Here is a 16805-nt window from a genome sequence, read left to right as displayed (position 1 = left end):
ACACGTGGAGCTGTCGTTCATGGTGAAACCCGAAGAGGCTGGCGCAAGCCCCTCTCTCTATTCCTTGGCGCATCTGACGCTGATTGGCTGTACGCCGCCCGAGTTGGTCTATATCGCCGCGCGGGCCGGTTACGATGCCGTCAGCCCCAGGTTCATTCCGATGCATGTGCCCGGTGAATTCACTCAATCTCCAATCGACAAGGCACAGGTGCATGCCACCAAAACTGCTCTCTCTACTACTGGCTTGAAAGTCCTCGATGTCGAACTTGCGCGCATCACAGAAGATGTCGATCCGCGCAGTTTTGAGCCTTCTCTTGAGATCGGTGGGGAGTTGGGTGCCAAGCGCATGATCATGAGCGCGTGGACCAACACCCGCGATGATCGTGACTTCCTGATCGACGTCTATTCCGAGACCTGCGAACTGGCGGCTCCGTATGGGCTAACAGTGGACCTTGAGTTTCCAAGCTTCTCCCGCTTGCGCACTCTGGATGAGGCGCTTGATATCGTGCGTGCCTCCGATCAGCCCAACGGCGGTATTCTGGTCGATACGCTTTACATGCACCTCAGCCGCGTGGATTTGGGAGAGTTGCTACACGTCCCCTCGGACCTGTTTCACTTCCTGCATATCTCTGATTGCCTGCCCGGCATCGCCGATACGCGCGAGGGCATGATCCAGCTGGCGCGCGATGCGCGGCTCTATCCTGGCGAAGGTTGGATCGATTTCACCGGCATCATCGAACGGATGCCACCCGTCGACTATTCCATCGAACTGCCCAACGAAAGCCGCGTTGCCGAGTTGGGATGTGAAGAACACGCGCGTCGCTGTCTCAGCCACGCCAAGCGAACATTCGGCGAGGCGCGGTCACAGCGTCGTATGCCCGATGCTGCAATTCCAAAACACCAAGAGGATCATCATGGGCAAAGAGCTCACTGAAAGCGACCGCAACATTGCGGCCGATATGCTGGCACGCGCCCGCGCTGCCATGGCCGAAATCGAGGATTGGGATCAGGACAGGCTGGACCGGCTGTCTCAGGCCATTGCGTGGTATGCGGGGAACGAGAAAACCTTCACGCGTTTGGCCCAGCAGGGCGTGGACGAAAGCGGTATCGGAGATCGCGCAGGGCGTCCTGCGAAGCGCTTCAAGATTCACATGGTGCTGCGAGATGTCTTGCGCACACCTTCGACCGGTATCGTCGAGGTGGATGAGGAAAAAGGTCTGGTGAAATATGCCAAACCTGCCGGTGTGATCGCCTCCCTGATCCCGATGACCAACCCGGCGATGACTCCACCGGTGACCGGCGTGTCCGCCGCGAATGCCCGGAATGCGGTCATCTTCAGCCCGCACCCACGAACCGCCCATACCACTTTTGAGATGGTCGAGGTCATGCGTGCTGCTTGCCGTGCCGCCGGTGCCCCCGAGGACTTGTTTCAATCCATTCGCAAACCGTCGATCCCATTGACGCAACATCTGATGGAGATCTGCGACCTGACTTTGGCGACGGGCGGCAAACCCATGGTCAAAGCGGCGTACAGTTCAGGGCGTCCAGCCTATGGTGTCGGCGCGGGCAATTCATCCATTGTCATCGATGAGACAGCCGATCTGGAAATCGCCGCTCAGAACACACGTATTTCAAAGACGTCTGACTTTGGGTCTGGTTGCTCGGCTGACGGCAACATTATCATCCAGCGTTCAATTTACGACGACATGGTCAAGGCGCTTGAAGCCGAAGGCGGGTACCTGTGCTCTGATGAAGAGAAGGCTATGCTCGAAGCCGCTATGTGGGACGAAAAGGGCAACCGAACGTTCCCGACTATCGCCTGTCCGCCGCAGCAAACGGCCAAGGTTGCCGGCTTCTCGATCCCCGAAGATCGCAAGTTTCTGATGGTCGAAAATCAGGGGCAAATCGGGCCGCAGCACAAGTTCTCCAAGGAAAAACTGACCACATTGATGGCGCTTTATCACTTCGACACATTCGATGACGCGCTGGAAACGGTCAGCCAGATCTACAACACCGGGGGCAAGGGCCATTCCTGCGGGATTTATAGCCACAACGACGATCACATCGATCGGTTGGCGCGCCTGGCTCCGGTCAGCCGTATGATGGTGCGACAGCCGCAATCGAAGGCCAATGCTGGCGCGTGGACCAATGGCATGCCCATGACCAGCAGCCTGGGCTGCGGCATCTGGGGTGGCAACATCACCAACGAAAACGTCACCATGAAACATATGATGAACTACACCTGGGTCAGCCGTCCGATCCCTGAAGATCGCCCCTCGGAGCCGGACCTGTTCGGCGAATTCTACGGACAGGAGGTAGCGTGATGGACGGGGCAAAACTGGACGGCAAAACAGTCGCCGAACATATCGTCGACTTTCTCGAACGCCGTGACGTTAAGCATGTGTTCGGGCTTTGTGGCCATACAAACATCGCAGTTCTGGCCGCGTTGGCGGAAAGCCCCATCGATTTCGTCACCGTAAGGCACGAACAAATCGCCAGCCACGCGGCGGACGCTTATGCCCGCGTGACGGGCAAGGCATCGGTGGTGTTGTCCCATCTCTCCCCGGGTCTGACCAATTGCGCCACCGGGGTCGCCAACGCCGCACTGGACTGTATCCCGATGGTCGTGATCGCGGGCGATATTCCTACGCACTACTACGGCAAGCATCCGCATCAGGAGGTGAACTTGCACGCAGACGCGGCCCAGTGGGAGATTTATCGCCCCTTCGTCAAACGTGCTTGGCGGGTGGATCGCGCCGACCTGATGGCCGAAATCTTGGAAAAGGCGTTTCATCTGGCTGAAAGCGGTCAGCCCGGGCCGGTGCTGGTCAATGTGCCGATGGACATCTTCTCCGAGGTGATCCCCTCGGACAGCTTCGACCGTATCCGCGATAACACGCGCGCGCTCAAGAAACCGTCGATTGACGATGAAACAGCGCGAGAGATTGTCGAAGCGCTGGCGAAGGCCGAAAACCCGGTTGCCTATGTCGGCGGCGGTATCCTGTTGGCGCAGGCCAGTGAGGAGTTGCGCGAGTTTGTTGAACATATGGGTCTGCCCGTAGCGCATTCCCTGATGGGCAAGGGCGCGCTGCGGGACGACCATCCGCTCGTGCTGGGAATGACCGGGTTTTGGGGCACCGAGCTGGTCAACCAGTCCTGCCTGAATGCCGACTATATCTTTGCCGTGGGCACCCGGTTCAAAGAGGCCGATTGTTCCAGCTGGTATCCCGGCTATACGTTCAACATTCCCGGCTCAAAGGTCATTCATATCGACATCGAACCGCAGGAAATCGGCCGGAACTATCCCACCGAGATCGGCGTCGTTGCGGATGCCAAAGCCGCGCTGCGCGTTCTGACTCGCGTTGCCCGCGAGATGTATCCCGACGGTTTCAAACGCCCCGCGCTGGAACAGAAGATCATGGATTTTCGGACAGAATTCAAAGCGCGCAACGTGGACATGGCGACCTCATCAGCCTTTCCGATGATGCCCGAGCGTATTCTGGCGGATACCCGCAAGGCACTGCCTGAGGATGCCATCATCACCACGGACGTTGGCTGGAACAAGAACGGTGTTGGGCAACAGTTCGATATCCTGACGCCCGGTTCGATCCTGACTCCGGGCGGGTTCGCGACGATGGGCTTTGGCCCTCCGGGAGCGATCGGCGCAAAACTGGCAGCCCCTGACCGTGTGGTGATAAGTCTTGTTGGCGATGGCGGTTTCGGTCAGAACCCATCAATGCTGGCAACGGCCGTCGAACTTGATCTGGGCATCATCTGGCTGGTTATGAACAACAACGCCTTCGGAACTATCGCAGGTCTGCAAAAGGCGCATTATGGTCTGACATACGGGACTACGTTCCCTGGATCAGCTGCAGCTCCCGCAAACGGACCGGGTTATGCAGACATCGCACGAGCCTACGGTGCTGAAGGGCACAGGCTCAGTGCTGCTGATGAATTGTTGCCGGCATTGGAAGCGGCAATCGCCAGCGGCAAACCAACTGTCCTTGATGTCCCGATGATCAACAATCCGACGCCAACTACCGGGCATTGGAACATCCTCGACATCTATTCGCCAGACAGGGATGTTTCGCACGTCGCAACCTGACGTAGTTTAGAATTTGGGCGTACTTCTACGCATAAGGCACTTGCCTATGTTTGCGAAACAGAACGGCAAGTGCCGCTATGCTCAGGTTCAATATCTTGGGCTAACATTGCGTCGTATAAGAGATGATCTCTTCAACTGAAACATCACGGCATCGGAAAAAGCTTGTAAGTGTTTTGGGTCGGAAATGCTTGACGTTTGGGTCAGAATTGAATGACGTGATTGGCCGATTTATTGAGGTTTTGGCTGTCGATTGAGTCAAAGATCAGTGACTTTCCACAATCCTGTTGTACGTCAGACGAACTTGACCTTTGCGTCATAAACTGACCCAACACCCCCTTTTTCGTATTCCCGCAGACTGTTTCGTTTGATCTGACTTCCGTCCAGGAAATCAGGGCTGATTTGCAGATCAGACGGCGAAGCCGCCTGTTCCTGCTGATCTGCCACGTGGCGAACGCGGGAGAGGGCGAGGCAATGCTGTTCGACAGGGGTGGTGCGGCCCGCAGGCAAAGCCGAGGACACGGCCCTGTCTAAAAGGGTTGCCCGAGGGGGAGGGCAGCGTCCTCACCCTGACGGCCAGGGGCGCTTGGCTTGTCCAAATCCCGCTGACCCACGAAAGGAAATCGGCGGGGAGGATGACGCGCCGCCATTGGCGATTCTTACGTTCTGTCATACCGCAAACGTTACAGTCCGGCCCTTTGCGGACCGTCATCCCAAATCCCAATGCCGCGGCGCAGCGCACCCTGAGCAGACATTCATCATCGACTGTGTTTCATTTGCGGTGGTTTTCTCCGCAAGAATTTCTCGCCAATTGATGGGTTTGTCGATCTTCAGATGAGCTTCGAACTGCTGCAAGCCTTCATGACCAGGATGACACTCAACCGCCTCTGCAATGAGTTTTCTGCACTGATCGTCGTCGCCATCTTGCCTGTATCGCTCCGCTAAGCTGCCATTCGAGACGCGGTTCGAATACGACCGCAGCGCGGGACAAAGCCGTCGCTCAGGATCTGATTGTCAAGGTCAGCATCCGGCCGCTTCTTCCCTATCCACTCCCGGACACAATTCTGCTCTAACAAATAAAACACAGCCACATCCAAGTTGATTTGGATGGACCGGAAATCCTCCGTTTCTCAAATCCTTAAATCAACCCGGATAGCGCTTAAGTCAGGCGGGCCTGCCCAAGACAATGGATGATGTCGCCGGCGTTTGACACGACGTGAATCTTAGAGCAGCATCTCAGTTCGATGGGAGCCAAGCGCGGTGTCGGTTTTTTTGCCGATATTGTGCAACCGAACAGTCTACAGGCGGAGTACATGCACCGAACACTGAGCGTGGCGAACAACAAGAGCGGCCGTTGATCCCAAAAAGAACTCCTTCATCCCGGGTTTATGCGAAGCAAGCACGATACAGTCGATGCCATGTTTGTTGGCGTATTCGGTGATCGCTCGCCCAGCCGATTGGCTTTCGATCAGTACAGATGAGACCCCGTATTCACCTTCCAAGCGTTCAGACAAACGTGCCTTTGCCTTTTGGAGAGATTTTTCGGCAATCCCGTCATCCATGTAGTACATAATCTGTCTGTTGGGCGGTTCGTGAATGTGTGCGGCGGTGATTGTACCACCTTCGGACACAAGGGAGCGTGCAGTCGAAAGCGCATGTTCACTGATGCCGTGTTCAAGAGATAGGGCCACTAAGATGTTGTTGTACATTTCTAACCTCTGGTTGAAGGTTTCCGTTTTTCTGCTGTAAATCTGTCTCTCACGGATTGTCTTTGAGAGAGTTCTCGCACCCCAGTCGTCAGACAGGGGTGCGCTCTTGGGCGTTTTCTTGGTATTTTTGTGCCTTCTCGCGCTACCTACCCAGCAGTAGGTCTGGCAAGAACAGAGCCAACTCTGGGACAAAGGTCGTCAGCATCAGCGTTGGTAACCATGCAAAAACGATGAACACCAAAGTCGGCCAAAGCATACGCGAAACCGGTTCATCGCAGACCTGAGCGCCAAGATAGAGAAGCGGCGCTGTAGGTGGAGTGATGTTGGCCATACCCAGGTTCACGCCGATCACAGCCGCAAAATGGATCGGGTCCATCCCTGTGCTCTGCGCTATGGGCAGCAAGATCGGTGTCGCCAGAAGCAGACCCGAGATATCGTCCATCAGCATCCCGATCAGGATCAACACGATGTTGATCATCAACAGAACCACAATCGGATTTTCAGATACTGAATAGACCATTTGTTTTGCCAGCTGTGGCGCACCTTGCGCAATCAGGTTATCGGATACGATCAGAACCATGAAGATCATGACCATGACTACGCCAATCGTAACGCCCGAGTTTTGGATGGTTTGAGCCAGCGTTTTCCACGTCAGACCACGGTAGAAGTAGATCGCGATCGGGATCGAGTAGACTACTGCGATACCCGCAGCCTCGGTTGGCGTCATGATGCCACCATAGATTCCGCCTAGAATAATCAGCGGCATCATCAGTGCCGGCCCAGCTAGGCGCGCCTGTACACCAAATGTTGGCAAAAACGGCTTGGGACGCTCCGTCAGGTTAATGTCGTCGTATTTCCGCAGCATGAACTGATTGACCACAATCAGCAGCGTGATCAGGATGAACGCTGGCAGAACCGTAGACAGAAAGCACTTCAGGACGTGTTGCTGTGCGACCCAGCCATACAGGATCATCGTAGAGCTTGGCGGGATCAAAAGGCCCAGCGGACTTGCAGCCACGATCAGTGCCGCTGATTGCCCGCCTGGATAGTTGGCCTTTTTCAGGTGGGGCATCATGATGCCGCCAATACAGGTCAGCGTGGCATTGGCACTACCAGAGATGGAGCCAAATACACCGCAGGCCAATACTCCTGCAGCACTCAGACCCCCTTTGATATGGCCAATGAACATTTCAGCCAACGAGACAAGAGGGGCTGCGATCTTACCCTTTTCCATGATGCCACCAGCGATCATGAAGAGCGGGATCGCCAGAAGCACCAGGGAACGGATGCCCGTAGAGCCGGTCGGCAGATAGCCCGTGATGCCTTGGTCCCCAACAAGGGCGATGAAGATCAGGACCGCTCCGAATGCCACATATACGCTGACGCCCAACAGCAGCATAAGGCAGACGATTAGGAGACTTCCTCCGATAATCATTGGGCTTCTCCTTTTTGCATTTCTGATCTCAGGGGCAGACCCAGCCCCTTACGGATATGCACGTACAGATAAGCAGCCGTGAACGTTGCCATGAAGCCAAAGGCAATCATGATAAAAATCCGCCAAGTGACAAACGGAATGCGCAGCACCGGCGTTGCGCGCAAACGTGGGAAAGAGAAGTCATCGAGCAGCGAGACATAACACGCGTACATGAGGAACAGGATCACCAGAACCTCAATCGTCAGGACGACAAAGCCGCGCCACCAGATCAGCCTGGGGTTCTGTATCACGATGCCAAGAATATCTGCGTTGATATGCAGGTTGCGTGCAGAGGCCAAAACAGCGCCTGCAAAAAAGCCGATGATGCTGAAGCCCAGAAGCCATTCTTCATAGGCGAAAAGATCGCCCCCAAACCCATACCGGATGACAACAACAGCCCCAAACGTGAATGCCATCAGGAAACCGGAAAACATGACGATCTGTCTCATGACAAACGCGACTGCTTTCAATGGGTACCCGATAACAACTGGCAGCTCGTCTGTGATTTTTTGCGAAGTCTTGTTCTCTGCGCTTTCGACGACCAATGGACGGTCAGCTTCTGAGCTAGACATCTTTCTCCCTCCCTTTGTTGAGCCAAAGACAAAGAAGGGCCAACTGATGTGCTGGCCCTTTTCTCAGTGTTTATTGCTGTTCTTTTGCTGCCAGCAGCCGGTCGATGATGTCCTGACCGACGTTTTGTGCCATCGCTGGCCAGACCGTTTCCTGGACATGAGCGGCCATCGCAGCTTGTTCTTCGTCACTCAGGCGCAGGATGGTGTAACCTTTTTCGAGCAATTTCTGGCCGAACACTTCGTCGTTCTCACGATTGTAGGCAAAGAAGTCTTCGGACGCCTTGGTCATCGCGGCTTGCAGCGCGGCGCGCTGATCGTCGTTCAGCTTGTCGAGTGTCCGCTGCGACGCATAGAAAGTTGTCAGCTCTGAGATCGAATTGTATTCGACAAAATGGGTGCCAACATCCGACTTGGCGAAGATCGAGTAAGTCGCGGTCTTCGTGCAGCAGATTGCTCCGTCGACAATGCCGGCCTGAAGTGCGGGGAAGATGTCGCCCCATGCCATGGTGGTCGCCTGGTAACCCAGTTCTTCGACCATCGACTTCACAACGCTGGACGACCAGACGCGAATGTTCATGCCCTTGTCGTCAAAAGTATTCCAGTTTTGGGGCTCTTGCGACGAAACGATGCCGATGAACCCTTCCGGATTCTGCGCCATGACGCGCACGCCATATTCGTCGGTGATTTCCTGCAGGATGGTGTTGAACTCGGAATCCATGTTCAGAAGCGTGCTCTCCATGTCATCCCAGCCGCCCAGCAGGAACGGCATTGACAGGAATTCCAGGCGTGGATCGGTATCGGCATAGATGAACGCCGATGCCAGGTCGATATTGCCGCGTGCAACATCTTCGAACAGAGCTTCACCAGAACCCAACTGGTTTGCTGGAAAGACTTCTACCGTCAGTCCAACATCCGCAGCTGCAACATCCGCTGCGACCTGTTCCATCATTTTTGTGCCTTGGTGATCGATCGGGAATACACCTGCAAAACGCAGTGTCATGTCTTCCGCTGCAGCGGTTGTTGATAGTGCGGTTGCCGCAAGCAAAGCGGCACCACCCATCGCGCCGAGGGCGCGGCGGTTAATTTTCGTAATCATTAAGGTTTCCTCCTCAGTGGTGGGTGTCCCGCCGCATTACGCGCGGTGGGACATTTCTTTGCTTCAGTTCAGCAAAGTACCGGGGCGACGAACTCGTATCCAAGGTCATCGGCCACAGCCTTGTACGTCACCTTCCCGTCGGCCACGTTCAGGCCATTCATCAGGTGACGATTGTCTGCGAGCGCCTGCTTCCATCCATTATTGGCAATAGCCAGAGCGTGCGGCAGCGTGACGTTGTTCAGTGCATAGGTTGACGTTCGGGCGACTGCGCCCGGCATATTGGCGACGCAGTAATGAACAACATCGTCGACAACATATGTGGGCTCGGCGTGAGTGGTGGCTTTGGACGTTTCAAAGCAACCGCCCTGGTCAATCGCCACGTCCACGACGACCGCACCGGGTTTCATTTTTGAAATCAGTTCTCGTGTGATCAGCTTGGGCGCAGCAGCACCTGGGATCAGAACAGCACCGACAACCAGATCGGCGTTGGTGACTTCTTCCTCCAGCGCGGCTTTGGTCGAATAGACAACCTTGGCAGACGCTTCGAAATGGTTCTCCAGCTTCTCAAGCACTGCTGGATTGCGGTCCAGAATGGTCACGTCCGCGTGCAAGCCAACAGCCATTTGAGCCGCGTTGAAACCAACGACGCCTCCACCGATGACCACAACCTTGCCGGGCTTCACGCCGGGCACACCGCCCAGCAATACGCCCAGACCGCCCTTTGCTTTCTCCAACGCGCTGGCACCCGCCTGGATCGACATGCGACCGGCGACCTGGCTCATCGGTTTCAACAAGGGCAGACCGCCATAGTCATCGGTGACGGTCTCATAAGCGATGCAGACAGCGCCCGAGTTGACCAAATCTTTAGCCTGTTCCGGGTCGGGGGCCAGATGCAGGTAGGTATAGAGGATCTGACCTTCCCGGAGCATAGCGCGTTCCACAGCCTGAGGTTCCTTTACCTTCACGATCATCTCTGCATTGGCAAAGATATCGGCTGCGGTTTCGGCAATCTCTGCGCCAGCGGCATGATAGGCATCATCATCAGCCCCAATGCCAGTGCCGGCATTGGTTTCCACGATGACGTTATGACCATGAGAAACCAGTTCCGCGACGCTTTCGGGGGTCAGGCCGACACGGTACTCATGGTTCTTGATTTCCTTGGGAACACCAATGAACATGTTCTTCACTCCTTGGATCGGATGATCATTTTGCCGTTGGCATGACGAATTCGGCACCTTCCGAGATGCTCTCGGGCCAGCGCTGCATGATGGATTTCTGCTTGGTGTAGAAACGCACACCCTCTTCGCCATAGGCGTGCATGTCGCCGAACAGGCTCTTCTTCCAGCCGCCAAAGCCATGCCATGCCATTGGAACCGGGATCGGAACATTGACGCCGACCATGCCGACCTGAACCTGCTTGCCAAACTCACGCGCAACATTGCCGTCGCGGGTGAACAGCGACACGCCGTTGCCGAACTCGTGGTCGTTGATCAGTTGCAGGCCGTCCGCGAAGCTTGAGACGCGGACGCAGGACAGAACCGGGCCGAAGATCTCTTCCTTGTAGATCTTCATGTCGGGGGTGACGTTGTCGAACAGGGTGCCGCCAAGGAAATAGCCTTCCTCATGCCCTTCGACGGTATAGTCGCGGCCATCGACCAGCAGATCCGCACCTTCTTCGACGCCAGAGTCGATGTACCCTTTGACCCGGTCCCGCGCGGCTGCGGTGACAATCGGACCCATCTCGGCGTCCAGTTCGAGGCCGTTTTTGACCTTCAGGGTTTCGGCACGTTCTTTCAGGACCGGCATCAGCTTGTCGGCGGCATCGCCAACCAGCAGGGTAACCGAGATCGCCATGCAGCGCTCTCCGGCCGAGCCATAGGCCGCGCCGATCAGTGCGTCGGCTGCCTTGTTCATATCGGCGTCCGGCATCACCAGCATGTGGTTCTTTGCGCCACCCAGCGCCTGAACGCGCTTGCCGTGACGCGCACCGACCTCGTAGATATAGTTGGCAATCGGTGTCGAACCGACGAAGGACACGGCCTTGACGTCGTCATTTTCCAGCAACGCATCCACGGCGACCTTGTCACCTTGAACGACGTTGAACACGCCGTCCGGGAAACCGGCCTTCTGCATCAGATCCGCGTAGAGCAAGGATGCGGACGGATCGGTCGGAGACGGTTTCAGGATAAAGGTATTGCCTGCGGCGATGGCGATCGGGAACATCCACATCGGCACCATGACCGGGAAGTTGAAGGGAGTGATCCCGGCGACAACACCCAACGCCTGACGCGTGGTCCAGTTGTCCATGCCAGTGGAGACTTGCTCTGTGTAATCGCCCTTGAGGAGTTGCGGAATGCCGCAGGCAAACTCGATGATATCAATGCCGCGCTCAACCTCGCCCAGAGCGTCGGTGAACACCTTGCCGTGCTCGACCGTTATTGCGCGGGCCAGCTCGTCCTTATGCTCGCGCACCAGAGCCAGGAAGTTGTTCATAAGACGGGCGCGGCGGATCGGCGGTGTGTTCGACCACTTTGGGAACGCAGCTTTGGCAGCGGCCACTGCGTTGTCGACCGTCTGAACAGTCGCCAGCGACACCTCACCGGTTTGCGCACCGGTTGCGGGGTTGAATACCGGCTGCGTCTTTTCGCCGGACGAAACTGTGATTTGGCCACTAATATAGTGGCCGATCAAAGTGATCGGGGATGCATCTTTCATGATGTCAGTCCTTTTTGGGGTTAGCAGTCAGGGGTTATGGCAGGTCTGCCAATACCTCTCCAAGTGTTTGACAAAGTTTCGTTATTTCAGGTTCCGAGATGATCAGTGGTGGCGACAAGGCGATGATGTCACCGGTCACACGGATCATTATTCCGGCGTCCCAGGCCCGCTTCATGGCGTCATAGCCCCGTGCCCCCGGCGCGCCTTCTCGTGGTGCAAGCTCGACCGCGCCCACCAATCCCAGATTGCGGATATCGATGACGTTGGGCAGACCCTTGAGGCTGTGAAGCTGATCCTCCCAAGGCTGCGAAAGCAATGCAGCGCGCCGGAATAGATCATTCTGCTTGTAACTCTCTAGCGTTGCCAGCGCCGCGGCGCAGGACACAGGGTTGGCGGAATAGGTATAACCGTGGAACAACTCAATCGGCGCATCGGCATTTTCCATCGCCGAGTCATATATCTTGTCGGATACGATGACCGCTCCCATCGGAATGACACCGTTGGTCAGGCCTTTGGCCGTTGTGATGATGTCCGGCTTCACATCAAAATACTCCGATGCTGTCGCAGCACCCAAACGACCAAAGGCGGTAATGACCTCGTCGAAGATCAGCAGAATGCCATGGCGGTCGCAGATCTCACGCAGTCGCTTTAGGTATCCTTTCGGCGGCAGGAGAACACCGGTCGAACCGGCCATTGGTTCGACGATCACAGCCGCAATGGTCGAGGCGTCATGCAAAGCAACCAAACGCTCCAGATCGTCTGCCAGCTCTGCCCCGTGTTGTGGGCGACCGCGGGAGAATGCGTTTTTGTCCAGATCATGCGTGTGACGCAGGTGATCAACACCGGTCAGAAGCGTGCCGAAATGCATGCGGTTCTTGACGATGCCGCCAACCGAGATGCCCCCAAACCCTGTGCCATGATACCCGCGCTCACGTCCGATCAAGCGGGTGCGAGTTCCCTCACCACGCATCCGGTAGTAATGCAGCGCGATCTTGAGCGCAGTATCGACGGACTCTGAGCCAGAGTTGGTGAAGAACGCGTGGTTCATTCCCTCAGGCATCATCGCTGTCAGCTTTGCAGACAACTCAAACGCCTGAGGGTGGGAGAACTGGAAGTTCGGCGCATAGTCCAACTCGTGCACCTGTTTCTGCACGGCTTCAACGATCAACGGATCACGGTGACCTGCATTGACGCACCATAGCCCGGCAGTCCCATCCATGACCTTCCGACCATCGGAACTGGTGTAATACATCCCCTCGGCCGCTTGGATCATTCGGGGCTCGCGAAGGAAATCACGATTGGCCGAAAACGGCATCCAAAACGATGACAATGTGTTGGGTTGATCGAGCACGTTCATTCCTCGTGAAACAGATTTTCATTTGATGACAAATCCTTGCAGAGTTCAGACCTTCCGCACACCCGGCTTTATTTTAATCTGTAAGTTATTGAAAAAAATCGCTGTGCCCTTAGAATGCTTTCGATCCAAAGCAAGAAAGCACCAGAGTAACGGTTTTGTCATCAGATCTCGAAACAGCACGTCGTCTAAAGTTGATTCGGGCGACCAAAGGCCTCAGTCAACGTGAAATGGCCAAACGCGCGGGAGTGGGTAGCGGAACGATTTCTCAAATCGAAAGTGGATCAACTCAACCTTCCGTGGCACTGCTCAAAAAGATCCTTGCCGCAGTAGACGTCAATTTGGGCTTTTTCTTCAGTTTTGAATTGCAAAACGAGGAGTCATTTTTTTACCCGCACGAAAGAATGCGCGACCTAGGATCACCCGGAGTCTCCTATCTGCTTGTCGCAGGTGAGCGCCGAGACAGAAAGCTTCAGATGCTCATAGAAGAGTACGATGTCGGTGCTGACTCGGGTCGATCTGAACTGTCACACGAAGGAGAGGAATGTGCGGTTGTGATAGAGGGCCGCCTTGAAGTGACGGTAGATGGGCAATCCAGGGTTCTGGGTCCCGGGGACGCGTACTACTTCTCAAGCATATTGCCACACAGGTTTCGGAATGCTGGAGATACGCCATGCAAAGTGATCAGCGCATGTACTCCTTCGTCGTTTTGAAGCAACCAATCAAAACCAACTTAGAATTCTGCCCTGCGCGTGAATGCCCGGAACAAAGGGCCACGCCGTAGCATCAGAATGGTATGTCAAACGGCAAAACATAGCTGTTCCCATAATGGTAAATGTCAGCTTTGCGCACTTGTGCGCAATTGGTGAAGGTCGCATCCTAGTCTGCTCTGGGCTCTCAACAGACCTTGGCGGCAGCGTCGTTGAATGGCGGCTACCAGTATTGGGTCAGAAATGCTTGACGTTTGGGTCAGAATTGAATGACGTGATTTGCCCATTTATTGAGGTTTTGTGCGCCGATTGAGTCAGGAATCAGTGACGTTCCATAGTATCTGTTGAACGTCACACGAACCTGACCCAACCGTCATAGTTGGACCAGAAACTAGGTGAACGTTCGACATCAGAAGGCACCTCCGATGTTGGACATCAGTTGAGTTTGACCATTGCGTCATAATCTAATCAGCCGCCCGCCTTTCGTACTCCCGCAGACAGTTTCGTTTGAACTGGCTTCCCTTTTGGAAATCAGGGCTGATTTGCAGACCAGACAGCAAGGTTGCCTGTTCTTGCTGTTCTGCCTCGTGGCAAACGCGGGAGGGGGCGTGACAACGCGTTTGGATAGGGGTGGTGCGGCCCGCAGGCGCAGCCGAGGACTCGGCTCTTTCCAATAGGGTTGCTCGAGGGGGAGGGCAGCGTCCTCTCTCTGACGGCCAAGGGTGTTTGGCTTGTCTAAATCCCGCTGGCCCATGAAAGAAAAGTGATGGGAAAGACGGCCCGCCGCCATTTGCGATTGTACCATTCTGTCAAACTGCAAAAAAACAATATTCGGCCACCAATCTGCCGTTTGCTGCATACGCGAATAGTCTACTGCAAGCGCAAAGCCATCCACTGGGAGGGCGGTACACCGGTCATTCGCTGCAAACGCGCACTGTCCAATAACGCCAACTCAAGGCAGGCATTCGACTAGCTTCCAGAGCCAGAGAAAATGTACTGAAATCCGCTCGCCGTAAGACTGCCCATGACGCCAAGAGCAAACGCCAGCAGAAGGTACAGCGTGATAATGAGACTACCAGATTTGCGGGTCTGCATTTTCACAAAACCGAGAAGCTCGGAAACCTCTTATCCTCGAGAGTTTTGAAAACCTTCTTCCAATGATAAACCACCAAGCCTTCGTTCAGGCCAGAAGGGACGTAGCTCTCCCAGATTGGGTGTTCGAGCGGCCGACTTTTATGCCATTGATCATGGGAGGACGTTACGGCCGAAACCACCGGTACCACTGCGAGAAACACGATCTCGTCGGTCTTTACGACGCCGTGTTTAGCAGCACGAAAGGCCGCCTCCACTGCTTGGGGCATGGTGCGCGCTTCATTGATCCTACAATCGATGTTTCAATTTGTACAAAGCCGCTGTTCCAAACCTTATGCCACGGGAAGGGCGGAAGAGATCGACCAGGTTGTGAACTACATTACGCTCATACGCCGTTTGAAGAAGCAGGAACTATTTGATTTGGGTAGCTCGAATGAAGATGGTCCAAGTGGGTGATACGACGGCCTACTAGCTAGCAGCCGTGCAACACACATGTTTGGTCAGACATTAGAAAGGGGACCTTATGCCGAACGTATACCTTACAGAACCGATGCAGGATTTTGTTCAAGATCAGATTAGGTCAGGGGCGTATGCCAACCTGAGCGAAATTGTGCGGGCGGGGATTCGGCTCTTGATGGAAAAAGAAGGTGCGCGGCAGTTCTACAGCCTGAAGGCTGAACTTGAATGTGCTGTGGTGGACGCCGGACGCGGTCAATTCGTAGAGTTTGATCCACAGAAATACGAGCCTGACGCATTCAGTTCATGAGCTTTTTTGCTTTCGAAGCTCACGGATTCCGATCAAGACGCCACAGGGCAATACCTCTCCGGGTGCGTTGCTCGCTCAACCATAGATCGATTCATATAATGCACCTATCGTGTTGTTTGCGGTTCGAATCAGTTCGTGCATCCGCCCGGACAAAGCGCGATATGCAGTAACGCGAGAAACACCAAAAGGCCGGCAACGCCTTCGATCAAACCCCGCTGACCTGGATCACAGGATGCCAAGTCATCTAGCCTCCGGCACAAATCGCGTAGCGCTTCCGCCGGAATGCCGCTCATATTGATCACCCCGGATCTCCGTCCAGCAGCTTCTGTCCGGGGGCTTTCGCAGTTCCGTCGCCGTTTATGTATTCATAAAGCGTCGTAGTAGTGATCCCGAGCCGTTTTGCCAGATCGGACGCATTGGTTTCTCGATCCGCCATGGCCTTCATCGCCATCCGCAACATGGTCACATCCATCTTTCGGGGCCGCCCACCTTTTCGCCCTCGTGCTCGTGCTGCCGCCAGACCGGCACGGGTGCGTTCAGCGATAAGCTCCCGTTCAAACTCGGCGAGACTGGCGAAGATGCCAAAGATAAGCCGACCATTGGCGGTTGTCGTGTCAATCTCTGCTCCTGCGCCGGACAGAACACGAAGGCCAACACCGCGTTCGCGCAATCCATCAATAGTTGCTACGAGATGCTTGAGATCGCGCCCGAGGCGATCCAGTTTCCATATCACCAGAGAATTACCAGGTTGAAGCGCTTTCATGCAGGCGTCGAGTCCGGGCCGATGATCCTTCCGACCGGACGCCTTGTCCTCATAGATGCGCTCGACATCATCACCGGCTCCAATCAGCGCGTCGCGTTGCAGATCAAGGAGCTGGCTCCGGTCCGCCTTCGACACCCGTGCATATCCGATGAGCATGGCAACTCGCCCCGTCAGAATAGACGAGACGCACCATGCAACCTCACTATGATTTCCGCAACGGTTTTTCTGACGGTGTTCACGCAGTTGTGCGGCCACCGATAAGACCACAAGAAGAACGCTCGTTTTTCGTGCTGAAAGTTCAGCAATGGCAGAGCGTCCAATCAACAGTTCAATCAAGTGATTAGGGTCAGGACTCATAGCCAATAGATGACGAGAGCTGCGAGGGCGATTGCTGAGAGGAAGACCTTCGGGTACCTGTCGTACCGGGTTGCCACGCGGCGCCAATCCTTGAG

The 16805-nt window shown here is 55.3% G+C and carries 14 protein-coding genes and 1 pseudogene; 5 read left to right on the top strand and 10 right to left on the bottom strand.

Annotated features, from left to right (window positions below):
• Positions 1-19: 19 nt before the first annotated feature.
• Genes ACR0AA_RS22820 through ACR0AA_RS22810 form a run of 3 tightly spaced genes read left to right on the top strand, consistent with a single transcriptional unit; the run spans position 20 to position 4105 of the window.
• The gene (locus tag ACR0AA_RS22820; protein WP_480757649.1) at positions 20-934 is read left to right on the top strand and encodes a sugar phosphate isomerase/epimerase family protein; all 915 of its coding nucleotides are present in this window, start codon (positions 20-22) and stop codon (positions 932-934) included.
• The gene (locus ACR0AA_RS22815; RefSeq protein ID WP_480666334.1) at positions 915-2324 is read left to right on the top strand and encodes an aldehyde dehydrogenase family protein; all 1410 of its coding nucleotides are present in this window, start codon (positions 915-917) and stop codon (positions 2322-2324) included. The genes ACR0AA_RS22820 and ACR0AA_RS22815 overlap by 20 nt, the downstream gene beginning before the upstream one ends.
• The gene (locus ACR0AA_RS22810) at positions 2324-4105 is read left to right on the top strand and encodes a thiamine pyrophosphate-binding protein (RefSeq protein ID WP_480666336.1); all 1782 of its coding nucleotides are present in this window, start codon (positions 2324-2326) and stop codon (positions 4103-4105) included. Before ACR0AA_RS22815 ends, ACR0AA_RS22810 begins: the two co-directional genes overlap by 1 nt.
• A gap of 291 nt (positions 4106-4396) precedes the next feature.
• Here the strand turns inward: ACR0AA_RS22810 and ACR0AA_RS22805 are convergent, their stop codons facing one another.
• From ACR0AA_RS22805 to aptA, 8 genes are all read right to left on the bottom strand, one after another.
• Positions 4397-4624: a hypothetical protein gene (locus tag ACR0AA_RS22805; RefSeq protein ID WP_480666338.1), complete on the bottom strand. Its 228-nt coding sequence runs from the start codon at positions 4622-4624 to the stop codon at positions 4397-4399.
• Positions 4625-5400: 776 nt separating this feature from the next.
• Complete coding sequence (locus tag ACR0AA_RS22800) at positions 5401-5811, bottom strand: universal stress protein (protein WP_480660257.1); 411 nt, start codon at positions 5809-5811, stop codon at positions 5401-5403.
• Between the two features lie 142 nt (positions 5812-5953).
• Positions 5954-7246, bottom strand: a complete 1293-nt coding sequence (locus ACR0AA_RS22795; RefSeq protein ID WP_480660259.1) for a TRAP transporter large permease — start codon at positions 7244-7246, stop codon at positions 5954-5956.
• A complete protein-coding gene (locus ACR0AA_RS22790; RefSeq protein WP_480757644.1) occupies positions 7243-7857 on the bottom strand; it encodes a TRAP transporter small permease in 615 nt (204 codons plus the stop codon). The genes ACR0AA_RS22795 and ACR0AA_RS22790 overlap by 4 nt, the downstream gene beginning before the upstream one ends.
• 70 nt (positions 7858-7927) lie before the next feature.
• Positions 7928-8917 carry a TRAP transporter substrate-binding protein DctP gene (gene dctP, locus ACR0AA_RS22785; RefSeq protein ID WP_480757666.1) on the bottom strand — a complete coding sequence of 330 codons (990 nt, stop codon included), beginning with the start codon at positions 8915-8917 and terminating at the stop codon, positions 7928-7930.
• A gap of 104 nt (positions 8918-9021) precedes the next feature.
• The gene (gene ald / locus ACR0AA_RS22780; protein WP_480757642.1) at positions 9022-10131 is read right to left on the bottom strand and encodes an alanine dehydrogenase; all 1110 of its coding nucleotides are present in this window, start codon (positions 10129-10131) and stop codon (positions 9022-9024) included.
• A gap of 25 nt (positions 10132-10156) precedes the next feature.
• Positions 10157-11668, bottom strand: coding sequence for a CoA-acylating methylmalonate-semialdehyde dehydrogenase (locus ACR0AA_RS22775; RefSeq protein WP_480757639.1), 1512 nt, complete (start codon positions 11666-11668; stop codon positions 10157-10159).
• Between the two features lie 34 nt (positions 11669-11702).
• The gene (gene aptA / locus ACR0AA_RS22770; RefSeq protein ID WP_480660265.1) at positions 11703-13025 is read right to left on the bottom strand and encodes an omega-aminotransferase AptA; all 1323 of its coding nucleotides are present in this window, start codon (positions 13023-13025) and stop codon (positions 11703-11705) included.
• A gap of 155 nt (positions 13026-13180) precedes the next feature.
• Between aptA and ACR0AA_RS22765 the strand changes: the two genes are divergently transcribed.
• Both ACR0AA_RS22765 and ACR0AA_RS22760 read left to right on the top strand, forming a co-directional pair.
• Entirely contained in the window at positions 13181-13735 is a 555-nt protein-coding gene (locus ACR0AA_RS22765) for a cupin domain-containing protein (RefSeq protein WP_480660267.1), read from the top strand.
• A 1612-nt stretch (positions 13736-15347) separates the two neighbouring features.
• Positions 15348-15590 carry a type II toxin-antitoxin system ParD family antitoxin gene (locus ACR0AA_RS22760; protein ID WP_480666342.1) on the top strand — a complete coding sequence of 81 codons (243 nt, stop codon included), beginning with the start codon at positions 15348-15350 and terminating at the stop codon, positions 15588-15590.
• Between the two features lie 298 nt (positions 15591-15888).
• On the opposite strand, the gene ACR0AA_RS22755 is transcribed toward ACR0AA_RS22760, so the two are convergent.
• Complete coding sequence (locus ACR0AA_RS22755; protein WP_480666343.1) at positions 15889-16509, bottom strand: recombinase family protein; 621 nt, start codon at positions 16507-16509, stop codon at positions 15889-15891.
• A 197-nt stretch (positions 16510-16706) separates the two neighbouring features.
• Positions 16707-16805, bottom strand: a pseudogene (locus ACR0AA_RS22750) (IS5/IS1182 family transposase); the annotation flags it as partial.

The organism is Ruegeria sp. CE8 (assembly GCF_056537465.1).
Note: the sequence above shows the minus strand (reverse complement) of the source record. Positions and strands in the feature narration are given on the sequence as shown.

Bases quoted from the DNA above. Each gene is read 5' to 3' on its own strand.
- ACR0AA_RS22815 (WP_480666334.1), top strand. From the start codon at position 915: ATGGGCAAAGAGCTCACTGAAAGCGACCGCAACATTGCGGCCGATATG.
- ACR0AA_RS22800 (WP_480660257.1), bottom strand. From the start codon at position 5,811: ATGTACAACAACATCTTAGTGGCCCTATCTCTTGAACACGGCATCAGT.
- ACR0AA_RS22755 (WP_480666343.1), bottom strand. From the start codon at position 16,509: ATGCTCATCGGATATGCACGGGTGTCGAAGGCGGACCGGAGCCAGCTC.
- aptA (WP_480660265.1), bottom strand. From the start codon at position 13,025: ATGAACGTGCTCGATCAACCCAACACATTGTCATCGTTTTGGATGCCG.
- ACR0AA_RS22820 (WP_480757649.1), top strand. From the start codon at position 20: ATGGTGAAACCCGAAGAGGCTGGCGCAAGCCCCTCTCTCTATTCCTTG.
- ACR0AA_RS22795 (WP_480660259.1), bottom strand. From the start codon at position 7,246: ATGATTATCGGAGGAAGTCTCCTAATCGTCTGCCTTATGCTGCTGTTG.
- ACR0AA_RS22760 (WP_480666342.1), top strand. From the start codon at position 15,348: ATGCCGAACGTATACCTTACAGAACCGATGCAGGATTTTGTTCAAGAT.
- ACR0AA_RS22810 (WP_480666336.1), top strand. From the start codon at position 2,324: ATGGACGGGGCAAAACTGGACGGCAAAACAGTCGCCGAACATATCGTC.
- ACR0AA_RS22790 (WP_480757644.1), bottom strand. From the start codon at position 7,857: ATGTCTAGCTCAGAAGCTGACCGTCCATTGGTCGTCGAAAGCGCAGAG.
- ACR0AA_RS22775 (WP_480757639.1), bottom strand. From the start codon at position 11,668: ATGAAAGATGCATCCCCGATCACTTTGATCGGCCACTATATTAGTGGC.
- ald (WP_480757642.1), bottom strand. From the start codon at position 10,131: ATGTTCATTGGTGTTCCCAAGGAAATCAAGAACCATGAGTACCGTGTC.
- dctP (WP_480757666.1), bottom strand. From the start codon at position 8,917: ATGGGTGGTGCCGCTTTGCTTGCGGCAACCGCACTATCAACAACCGCT.